This is a genomic window from Desulfurobacterium sp. (genome assembly GCF_027028515.1).
Lineage (GTDB): Bacteria > Aquificota > Aquificia > Desulfurobacteriales > Desulfurobacteriaceae > Desulfurobacterium_A.
On record NZ_JALVIW010000074.1, the window covers coordinates 1 to 9,185 of the forward strand.

Genomic DNA, 9,185 nt, shown 5'->3' on the forward strand with positions numbered 1-9,185 from the left:
TTGCGGAGTATATACCTATCCACTTGGAAGGCTGGGAAAAATCAACCTTCAAAAGTTAGACGCTTTTGTCAAAGGCAATATTCCTCTTGGGCTTACCTGCAGAACAAAGAATAACGCCAGAAAGCTGTCGCTGTCAAAAGAAGATAGGAAATTTTTGAAAGAGATGACAGCGGTTTTAACAAAGAAGTTTGGGATAGATCTTAATGAACCGCTCCTACAGGTTGGAACTCTTGGAAGCGGAAACCACTTTATAGAGTTAGGTGTTGATGATGAAGAAAACTATTATTTAACCGTCCATTCAGGTTCAAGAAACTTGGGTTTGAGGGTCTGCGTCCATTTTTACAAAAGAGCTGTTGAATATACTCAAAAAGTTATGCCGCATCTTCATAAGGACCTCTCCTTTCTACCTCTGAATAAAGGTGGACAAGATTACATGGAGGCAATGAAACTTGCCCAGAGGTACGCTGATATTAACAGAAAAATGATGTTGAAACTGATAATTGAAAACTTTTTCAGACAGGAGTTTAACGAGTCTAAGATAATTAAAAGCGTTCACAACTACATAGACGTTGAGAGGGACTACTGCGTCAGAAAAGGTGCTATTTCAGCTCATAAAGATGAAAAAGTTGTTATTCCGTTTAACTTAGTTTACGGTCTGATTATAGGTAGGGGTAAGGGCGTGAAAAAATTGAATTTTTCAGCACCTCATGGTGCAGGCAGGAAGATAAGCCGCAGAAAGGCCAGGGAGAAGCTTTCTTTTAAAGAGTTTAAAGAAGTAGTTATGAAGGCAGGTGTTTACTCTTCAACAGTTTCATCTAAAACGATAGATGAAGCACCTATGGCCTATAAAAATCCTGATGAGATTCTGGAATTTCTGCCCCAAACTGTTGAGATTGAAAGATTCGTCAGACCGATTTACAACGTGAAGGGATAGCGGTCAATAAAGTTAAGCCAGCCACTCCGGGATATACTCTGCTACAGCTTTTGTAAACTTAAATTCAGGAAACAGTGTTTGGAGTTCTTTCATCGTTCTCAGATTGAGAGTGACGATAAAGCCGTTTTCTATATGGCTGATAGATAGGTATGGTTTTTCCATCATAATAGAGAGAAGTTCCTCTTTTAGGGATTCGGGAACAGAAAAGGTAAACACGGCATGTTCAATGACGGAGAGATGTCCCATACCTGCTACTTTTTTTATAAGTTTCCGGTTATCTTCCGGTGAGAATTTTGAGAGAAGCTCATCAACGGAAAGGCCAGAGTAGCATACCCTGGCCGCTGTTGATACTGTTTTGAGGATATCTTGTGTAGAAGAGACAAGCTTTATCTCCATTAATATTTGTCTCCGTACTTGGCTTTGAACTTCTCGGCTCTACCGGTAATAGATACCTTTCTCTGTGCACCTGTAAAGAAAGGATGGCACTTGTTGCACACTTCCACTTTAATCTCTGGAAACTTTGTTGATCTTGTTACCCATGTGTTACCACAAGCACAGATAACTCTTGTCTCTTTGTATTCTGGATGGATGCCTTTTTTCATTATGTAAACCTCCTGTATAATTGATTTTCAGTTTTATAAATTGCAGTATGAAAGTTTATTTTAGAGGTTAGCAGGTGTCAAGTGGATGTTGCTAATGCAGTCAGTGAATCACTTAAGTATCTTGAATCAAATCCTCACATAGCCGGGTTAATAATAGGGTTGTGGGCGTTTCTTGAGACGGCTCTGCTGCTCGGGCTTGTTTTTCCCGCGGAGAAGATTTTAATAGTTGGAAGTGTTCTTGTCGCCAGAGGGTATATTTCTCCCGTGAATTTTGTCTTATCTGTTGTTTTGGGAACGGTAGCAGGCTATACCGTAAGCTTTTTTTTCGGATACTGGGTCGGGGAGAGAACGCTTAAACAGATTCTTAGGAAGTTCAAAGTTGGTTCTGAAAGTTATGAAAAGGTTAGACAATTTGTTGTCAGTAAGGGAGAAATAACGCTCGTTTTTGGAAGGTTTATTGCTGTTTTCCGTTCCATACTTCCTGTCGTTATGGGTGCTTTTAAACTTCCTTTTATTTCTTTCACTTTGTGGAACATTGTTGGAGCTTTTTTATGGGCTATCTTTTACCTTGTTGTAGGTGACTTGATAGATAAAATTTTATCCATTATTATTACCAATAAGATTTTTGCTGTTCTCTTAATTGCTGTATCTTTAGCAGGATATTACTTCTGGAGACGTTATGAAAAGAATAGAAAAGGCGTTTAAGGGAAAGAAACCTCTTATAATTTATGCTACAGCCTGTGATCCTGACTTTGATACATCTCTTGAGTTTTTCAGGATTATACTTAAGTATGCAGATGTCGTTGAAGTTGGAATGCCATTTTCTGACCCTCTTGCCGATGGACCTACAATACAGAAGGCTCACGAAAGGGCACTTAAGTCGGGAGCTAACACTGAAAAGGTTTTTGAACTTGTGTCTGTTCTGAGAGAAGAATTTCCAGACAAAGGCATAATTCTAATGGGTTACTATAATCCTGTATTTGTTTATGGTGAGGAAAAGTTTATAGATGATGCGGCTGCTGCTGGAGCTGATGGATTTATTATTCCTGACCTTCCACCTGAAGAAGGAAAAAATTTTTCAGAGTATGCAAAGAGAAAGGGCTTAAGTCCTGTTTTCCTTGCTGCACCTACGAGTACTGATGATAGGTTGAAGTTGATAGCAGAAGCCTCCAGCGATTTTATATACTATGTCTCTCTCACGGGAACTACAGGAGCCAGGGATGAGCTTGACTATCCTTCCATAAAGGCGGATATTGAAAGAGTTAAAAAAGTTACAGAGAAAAAGGTTGTTGTTGGATTTGGTATATCAAAGAAAAAACATATAATTAGCCTTTACGGAGCAGTTGATGGTTTCGTCGTTGGAAGTGCAGTTGTGAAAAAGATAGAACAGCTGGACAAATTGGGACTTGAAGAGCTGTTAAGAGAGCTAAAAAATGGTATAAAAGAGGCTTCAAATAACACTTAATGGAGGAAACAATGTTTGGTGGAATTGGAACTAACGAGCTTATTCTTATTCTTATCATTACTCTTCTCATCTTTGGTCCCTCAAAACTTCCAGACCTTGCTAAGTCAATGGGAAAAGCAATAAATGAGTTCAGAAAGGCATCTTCCGGTATCATAGATGAAGACGAGAAGAAAAAGGAAGAACCCAAAAAAGTTACAAGAGATGAAGAGATAGAAAAGATAAAAGTTAAAGATTCAAAAAACGCATAATCAACAGCTAAAGGTGGTTTTATGTCAGAGGAGAGGATTCGTCCGGAAGAGGCACCGGTTACATACCATTTGGAAGAATTAAGGAGCAGGCTCTTTAAATCGGTTATATCTATTTTTGTAGGCTTCCTTATCTGCTGGCCTTTCAGGAAAGACATTCTTCTCTTCCTCGAAAGACCTCTCCCCGATTATTTGAAAGGAAAGCTTGTTTTCTTCTCTCCTCCGGAAGCCTTTTTCACCGCTCTTAAAATCTGTTTTTTCGGTGGAATGATTATTGCAATGCCTTTTATCCTCTATCAGGTCTGGAAATTTATTGAGCCGGGGCTTTACCCTAACGAGAAAAAGTTCATTATTCCTTTTCTCTTTTTCTCTTTTCTCTTCTTCTCAATAGGTGTCTGTTTTGCCTATTTCATAATTATACCCTTTGCTTTAAGGTTTTTGCTTGGATTTATGGGAAATCTCCTTATTCCTCAAATTGGGGTCGGCAACTACATCTCTTTTGTTATTCAGCTAACCTTAGCTTTTGGGTTTGTTTTCCTCTTACCTGTAGTTGTGGGACTTCTTGCAAAATTGGGGGTTATAAACCACAAGCTTCTTGAAAAGAATAGAAAGTTTGCTATACTAATAATATTCATAGTAGCAGCTATCCTAACACCTCCCGATGTGGCTTCCCAGATAATGATGGCTGTCCCTTTGCTCTTTCTTTACGAACTAAGTATAATGGTTGCAAAGGTTCTCGAGAATAAGGAAGGGTAATGTTTCTAATTTCTAACATAATACTTTAGGCAGTTGGGAAAGGGCTACGTGTGTTTATTTCAATAAAAATCTTATAACCCGATGGAGGAAAAAGCATAATGGCTCAGGAAACTGAGGTTCTGTCTCTGGAACAACTTCAAAACATGAGTATTTTTGATTTGAGGAAAATAGCCAAGTCACTGGGTCTTGATGTAAAATCTGTTAAAAAACAGGATTTGATATTTAAGATTCTTGAGGAAAACGCGAGAAAAAGGGGCGCCATATACAGGGTAGGTGTTCTTGAGGTGCTCCCGGATGGATTTGGATTTTTAAGGTCGCCTGAGAACAACTATCTTCCAAATTCAAGTGATATTTACGTTTCACCCTCTCAAATAAGGAAATTTGGTCTTAGAACGGGTGATACTATTGCCGGTGAGGTCAGGCCTCCAAAAGAGGGTGAGAAATACTTTGCGCTTTTAAAAGTTGATGCTGTAAACTGGGAACCTCTCTCTAAGGCGAAAACAAGGCCAAATTTTGATAATTTGACACCCCTGCATCCTACAGAGAGATTCAGGCTTGAAACCGTTCCGGAAGAGCTTTCCACCAGAGTGATAGACCTTATAACGCCTGTTGGAAAGGGACAGAGAGGCCTGATAGTTGCACCTCCAAGGGCAGGAAAAACGGTTCTTCTTCAGAAGCTTGCAAATGCCATCAAAACGAACGATCCTGACACTTATTTAATTATTCTGCTTATAGATGAGCGTCCCGAAGAAGTTACCGATATGAAAAGAAACACGCTTGCTGACGAGGTTATAAGTTCAACATTTGACGAACCGCCTGAGAGACACGCTCAGGTTGCTGAAATAGTGATTGAAAAGGCTAAAAGGCCTGTAGAACATAAGAGAGACGTTGTTATTCTTCTTGACAGTCTAACGAGGCTTGCAAGGGCTTACAACACGCTTACACCACCAAGTGGAAAGATTCTTTCAGGTGGTATTGACGCCCACGCTTTCCACAAACCGAAGAGGTTTTTTGGTGCTGCAAGGAATATAGAAGAGGGGGGGAGCCTTACGATAATTGCCACTGCACTTATAGAGACAGGCAGCCGTATGGATGATGTTATTTTTGAAGAGTTTAAAGGTACTGGTAATATGGAAATTGTCCTTGATAGACAGCTTGTTGAAAGGAGAATTTTCCCTGCTATAAACATACAGAAGTCTGGAACAAGGAAAGAGGAGCTTCTGCTTTCCGATTGGGAATTAAACAGGGTCTGGATATTAAGGAGGCTCCTTACCTCTATGGCGCCTGTGGAGGCTATGGAATTTCTGCTTGAGAAACTGAGGAAATACAAGACAAACGAAGATTTCCTGAAGGCTATGAACGCTTGATGGAGCTGCTATGAAAGAGCTTATATACTATTCATTTCTTGAAAGTGCTGACCTGAAGAGGAATTTTATTGAAGAAAATAAAGAGTATCTCTTTCTAATTTTTTCTAAAGTTGTAGAAAGAATAAGAAATGGCGGAAAGATTCTTTTATGCGGTAACGGTGGAAGTGCAGCTGATTCTCAGCACATAGCAGCTGAGCTTGTTGGAAGATTTCTGCTTGATAGGAGAGCTCTTCCGGCGGTGGCTCTTACCACAGATACGTCTATCCTGACGGCCGTTGGTAACGATTTTGGATTTGACGCTATCTTTGAGAGGCAGGTGGAAGCTTTAGGCAATGAGAATGACGTTTTAATAGGTATCAGTACCAGTGGCAATTCGGAGAATGTAATTCGTGCAGTTATGAAGGCCAAAGAGAAAGGTATATTAACAGTTGGGGTTCTCGGAAAAGATGGTGGTAGATTGAAGGACCTGGTGGATTATCCAGTAGTTGTCAAGTCGTTTTCGACGCCGCGAATTCAGGAGGTACACATAACTATCGGACATGTCTTGTGTGATTTTATAGAGAAATCCCTGTTTAGCAGATAAACTTTCCCCCGTTTTTTCTTACCTCTGGAGCTTATACTTTATTTAAAAAAGAGTGGTATAATTTTCCTTCAAACGATTTACTGTCTGGAGGAAAGAAATGAAGATAGGAAAGGCTATAAGACTTGAAAGAATAATAAACAGAGAGACGGGAAAGACCGTTATAATTCCGATGGATCACGGCGTTTCAATGGGACCAATCCCCGGGATCATTAACATAAGGGAATCTATAGATAAAGTGGCCAACGGTGGTGCTAATGCAATAATCATTCACAAGGGGCTTGTAAGACACGGTCACAGAAAGAGGGGAAAAGACGTTGGCCTGATTATTCACCTTTCTGCCAGTACTTCACTTTCGCCAAAGCCCAACACAAAAGTTATTGTTTGTTCTGTTGAAGAAGCGATAAAAATAGGTGCTGACGGTGTCTCTGTTCATGTTAATCTTGGTGATATAAATGAAGATAAGATGTTAGAAGATTTTGGAGCAATAGCGGAAAGCTGCCTTGAGTGGGGAATGCCGTTAATTGCGATGATGTACGCGAGGGGCGAAGGAATAAAAAATCCCTTTGATCCTGATGTTGTTGCCCACTGTGCCAGGGTTGCGGCGGAGCTTGGAGCCGATATTGTTAAAGTTGCCTATACGGGCGATACGGAAACGTTCAGGAAGGTTGTTGAAGGCTGTCCTATTCCTGTTGTTATTGCAGGTGGTCCAAAGATGAGCAACGATATGGAAATTCTCGAAATGGTTGAAGGTGCAATGAAGGCAGGTGGTGCTGGTGTTTCTATCGGAAGAAACGCATTCCAGCATGAAGATCCTGAAAAAATAGTCAGGGCTATTTCTCTCATCGTTCATGAAGGAAAGACGGCAAAAGAAGCTGCAAAAGTTTTAGAAGGTTAATGAGAGGCGCCTTTGGCGCCTTTTCTATTTTTCGCTTAAATATTCACTCTTATATTCAACATATCTGAGAGCGTGCTCTTTCAATCCTTTTATCTCTTCCTCAGACAGTGTTCTAACGACTTTTGCAGGAAATCCCATTATCAAACTGTTTGGAGGGAATTCTTTCCTTGGGGGAACAATGGTTCCGGCTGCAACTATCGAGTTTTCGTTTATAACGACATTATCAAGAATTATCGCCCCAATTCCTATCAGGCAATTGTCTTTTATTTCGCAACCGTGGAGTTTTACAGCGTGTCCTATGGTAACATAGTTTCCAACAATTGTTGGTGCGGTCTTGTTGGTAACATGAATTACCGTTCCATCCTGAACAGAAGTGCATTTTCCTATTCTAATGTAATTCACATCACCCCTTATTATCGTTCCGTACCAGATGCTACTGTCATCACCTATCTTAACGTCCCCGATGATTACCGCATCTTCAGCAATGAAAACCCTCTCTCCAATTTCTGGATTCATCCCTTTAAACGGTTTTATTATCATAGCCGTTATCCTCCATTAATAGCCGCTTCCCCTGGTGAATACGGCAAGCAGCCAAATTATAAATGAAAAGATAGCGGAAACTATTAAGAGCCACTTCATGAAAACAGCAAATTTCCTGTAAAACGTGAGCTCTTTATCTTCTTCCCTCTGCTTTTCCCTGTAGTAGTCTCTGTCGTAGATTCCCATTTCATTCCCCCTTACGGTAAACCGTTCCACCGGGTAAGTCTTCTAAGACTATTCCCATCTGCTTAAGTCTATCCCTGATTTCATCTGCGAGTTTGAATTTTTTCTCTTTTCTAAGCTGCTGTCTTATATCTATCAAGAGCTTTATAAGTTCATCTTCTAAGTTGTTTGTTGATTTTTCTTCTTCAAGTTTGAAGCCCAAAATTTTCATTACCTCTCTAACAAACGATACAGCTGCGAGTATTGATTCTTTTTCTTCGGTGGTTGCTTTCTGTTTTTTGACGATGCTATCTTTCAGTATGTTTATCTCTTTTATCATTTCAAAGAGAATACCCAATGCTTTTGCTGTATTGAAGTCATCGTCCATAGCTTCGTTAAATGCCTTCCTGTATTTTTCAACGTCAACAGGAGCACCACCTTTTCCTTCTTCCTGTACGTTTTTTATTACAGATTTAGCATTGAGAAAGTTTTTAATCCTGTCAAAGGCTGCTTTGGCCTCTTTTAGCCTCTCAAATGAAAAGTCTATGGGGCTACGGTAGTGCGTTGATACGAGGAAAAATCTTAAAACATCCGGTGAAAAATCTTTTAGTATTTCTTTTATTGTGAAAAAGTTTCCGAGAGATTTGCTCATCTTTTCGCTATTTATCATTACAAAACCATTGTGCATCCAGTACTTTACAAACGGCTTTCCGGTGTAGCTTTCGGATTGTGCAATTTCGTTTTCGTGATGCGGAAATATGAGGTCAAGTCCTCCTCCGTGAATGTCCATCATTTCGCCCAGGTATTTCATGGACATGGCGGAACATTCTATGTGCCAGCCGGGTCTTCCCTTTCCCCACGGTGAGTCCCATGCAGGTTCTCCTTCTTTTGATTTTTTCCAGAGCGCAAAGTCAAGAGGATTCCGTTTCTTTTCTCCGGGTGCTATTCTTGCGCCGGCCATAAGTTCGTCAATCTTCCTTTTTGACAGCTTCCCATATTCAGGGAATGTTTCTACTGCAAAGTAAACATCACCGTCGGCTTCGTATGCGTGCCCTTTTTCTATCAATCCTTTTATCATCTTTATGATTTCAGGAATGTGCTCGGTGACTTTTGGTTTAAAGGTGGGCTCTTTTACATTGAGTGCGGCCATATCCTCTTCAAATGATTTTATGTATTTTTCAGATATCTCTTTCCATGGTACGCCTTTCTCATTTGCCCTTTTTATTATCTTGTCGTCAACGTCGGTGTAGTTTCTGACAAAAATAACGCTGTAGCCTCTGTGTTCAAACCATCTTCTTATGACGTCAAAAACCACGGCACTCCTTGCGTGCCCAATATGAGCATCGTCATACACCGTTGGACCGCACACATACATTTTGATTCTGTTTTTCTCAAAAGGGATAAATTCTTCTTTCTTTTCGGTAAGGGTATTGTACACCTTTATCATCGTCCTCTCCCTACTTTGCCGCTTCTGCTTTCTGCTTGAGATATCCTTCTATAAACATATCTATATCACCGTCCATCACAGCGTTTATGTTTGATGTTTCTATGCCCGTTCTGTGGTCTTTCACCATCTGGTACGGCTGGAAAACGTAGGAGCGTATCTGGTTACCCCAAGATATCTCTTTGTGCTCCC

Annotated in this window: 13 protein-coding genes and 1 pseudogene; 8 read left to right on the forward strand and 6 right to left on the reverse strand. The window is 40.3% G+C overall.

Annotated features, from left to right (window positions below; translation table 11 throughout):
• The coding region (locus MV676_RS06670; RefSeq protein WP_297446025.1) for an RtcB family protein at positions 1-934 on the forward strand (934 nt) is incomplete at its 5' end.
• A gap of 12 nt (positions 935-946) precedes the next feature.
• On the opposite strand, the gene MV676_RS06675 is transcribed toward MV676_RS06670, so the two are convergent.
• Both MV676_RS06675 and rpmE read right to left on the reverse strand, forming a co-directional pair.
• Positions 947-1,330: an FAD-dependent thymidylate synthase gene (locus MV676_RS06675; RefSeq protein WP_297446027.1), complete on the reverse strand. Its 384-nt coding sequence runs from the start codon at positions 1,328-1,330 to the stop codon at positions 947-949.
• Positions 1,330-1,536 carry a 50S ribosomal protein L31 gene (gene rpmE / locus MV676_RS06680; RefSeq protein ID WP_297446031.1) on the reverse strand — a complete coding sequence of 69 codons (207 nt, stop codon included), beginning with the start codon at positions 1,534-1,536 and terminating at the stop codon, positions 1,330-1,332. The genes MV676_RS06675 and rpmE overlap by 1 nt, the downstream gene beginning before the upstream one ends.
• Before the next feature lie 81 nt (positions 1,537-1,617).
• Here rpmE and MV676_RS06685 point away from each other — a divergent pair, with 81 nt between their 5' ends.
• The 7 genes from MV676_RS06685 (at position 1,618) to MV676_RS06715 (ending at position 6,847) form a co-directional block, all read left to right on the forward strand.
• Positions 1,618-2,241 (forward strand): DedA family protein, encoded by a 624-nt coding sequence (locus MV676_RS06685; RefSeq protein WP_297446034.1) that lies wholly within the window; start codon positions 1,618-1,620, stop codon positions 2,239-2,241.
• Positions 2,216-3,001 carry a tryptophan synthase subunit alpha gene (gene trpA, locus MV676_RS06690; RefSeq protein WP_297446037.1) on the forward strand — a complete coding sequence of 262 codons (786 nt, stop codon included), beginning with the start codon at positions 2,216-2,218 and terminating at the stop codon, positions 2,999-3,001. The genes MV676_RS06685 and trpA overlap by 26 nt, the downstream gene beginning before the upstream one ends.
• Positions 3,002-3,012: 11 nt before the next feature.
• Positions 3,013-3,249 carry a twin-arginine translocase TatA/TatE family subunit gene (tatA, locus tag MV676_RS06695; protein WP_297446040.1) on the forward strand — a complete coding sequence of 79 codons (237 nt, stop codon included), beginning with the start codon at positions 3,013-3,015 and terminating at the stop codon, positions 3,247-3,249.
• 21 nt (positions 3,250-3,270) lie between these two features.
• Positions 3,271-4,002 carry a twin-arginine translocase subunit TatC gene (gene tatC / locus MV676_RS06700; RefSeq protein ID WP_297446043.1) on the forward strand — a complete coding sequence of 244 codons (732 nt, stop codon included), beginning with the start codon at positions 3,271-3,273 and terminating at the stop codon, positions 4,000-4,002.
• A 98-nt stretch (positions 4,003-4,100) separates the two neighbouring features.
• Complete coding sequence (gene rho / locus MV676_RS06705; protein ID WP_343214961.1) at positions 4,101-5,369, forward strand: transcription termination factor Rho; 1,269 nt, start codon at positions 4,101-4,103, stop codon at positions 5,367-5,369.
• 10 nt (positions 5,370-5,379) lie between these two features.
• Positions 5,380-5,952: a D-sedoheptulose 7-phosphate isomerase gene (gene gmhA / locus MV676_RS06710; protein WP_297446045.1), complete on the forward strand. Its 573-nt coding sequence runs from the start codon at positions 5,380-5,382 to the stop codon at positions 5,950-5,952.
• A gap of 97 nt (positions 5,953-6,049) precedes the next feature.
• On the forward strand, positions 6,050-6,847 hold the full coding sequence (locus MV676_RS06715) for a 2-amino-3,7-dideoxy-D-threo-hept-6-ulosonate synthase (protein ID WP_022847214.1): 798 nt from the start codon (positions 6,050-6,052) through the stop codon (positions 6,845-6,847).
• Positions 6,848-6,871: 24 nt separating this feature from the next.
• Here MV676_RS06715 and MV676_RS06720 read toward each other — a convergent pair whose 3' ends face one another.
• From MV676_RS06720 to prfB, 4 genes and pseudogenes are all read right to left on the reverse strand, one after another.
• A complete protein-coding gene (locus MV676_RS06720; protein ID WP_297446048.1) occupies positions 6,872-7,387 on the reverse strand; it encodes a gamma carbonic anhydrase family protein in 516 nt (171 codons plus the stop codon).
• Positions 7,388-7,402: 15 nt separating this feature from the next.
• Entirely contained in the window at positions 7,403-7,573 is a 171-nt protein-coding gene (locus MV676_RS06725; protein ID WP_022847216.1) for a hypothetical protein, read from the reverse strand.
• Between the two features lies 1 nt (position 7,574).
• Positions 7,575-8,996 carry a cysteine--tRNA ligase gene (cysS, locus tag MV676_RS06730; RefSeq protein WP_297446050.1) on the reverse strand — a complete coding sequence of 474 codons (1,422 nt, stop codon included), beginning with the start codon at positions 8,994-8,996 and terminating at the stop codon, positions 7,575-7,577.
• 10 nt (positions 8,997-9,006) lie between these two features.
• Positions 9,007-9,185: pseudogene (gene prfB / locus MV676_RS06735) on the reverse strand (peptide chain release factor 2); the annotation flags it as partial.

What these genes read in the sequence shown, in the direction of transcription:
- MV676_RS06675 (WP_297446027.1), bottom strand. Translation starts at nt 1,330, where the DNA reads ATGGAGATAAAGCTTGTCTCTTCTACACAAGATATCCTCAAAACAGTA.
- rpmE (WP_297446031.1), bottom strand. Translation starts at nt 1,536, where the DNA reads ATGAAAAAAGGCATCCATCCAGAATACAAAGAGACAAGAGTTATCTGT.
- trpA (WP_297446037.1), top strand. Translation starts at nt 2,216, where the DNA reads ATGAAAAGAATAGAAAAGGCGTTTAAGGGAAAGAAACCTCTTATAATT.
- tatA (WP_297446040.1), top strand. Translation starts at nt 3,013, where the DNA reads ATGTTTGGTGGAATTGGAACTAACGAGCTTATTCTTATTCTTATCATT.
- tatC (WP_297446043.1), top strand. Translation starts at nt 3,271, where the DNA reads ATGTCAGAGGAGAGGATTCGTCCGGAAGAGGCACCGGTTACATACCAT.
- rho (WP_343214961.1), top strand. Translation starts at nt 4,101, where the DNA reads ATGGCTCAGGAAACTGAGGTTCTGTCTCTGGAACAACTTCAAAACATG.
- gmhA (WP_297446045.1), top strand. Translation starts at nt 5,380, where the DNA reads ATGAAAGAGCTTATATACTATTCATTTCTTGAAAGTGCTGACCTGAAG.
- MV676_RS06715 (WP_022847214.1), top strand. Translation starts at nt 6,050, where the DNA reads ATGAAGATAGGAAAGGCTATAAGACTTGAAAGAATAATAAACAGAGAG.
- MV676_RS06720 (WP_297446048.1), bottom strand. Translation starts at nt 7,387, where the DNA reads ATGATAATAAAACCGTTTAAAGGGATGAATCCAGAAATTGGAGAGAGG.
- MV676_RS06725 (WP_022847216.1), bottom strand. Translation starts at nt 7,573, where the DNA reads ATGGGAATCTACGACAGAGACTACTACAGGGAAAAGCAGAGGGAAGAA.
- cysS (WP_297446050.1), bottom strand. Translation starts at nt 8,996, where the DNA reads ATGATAAAGGTGTACAATACCCTTACCGAAAAGAAAGAAGAATTTATC.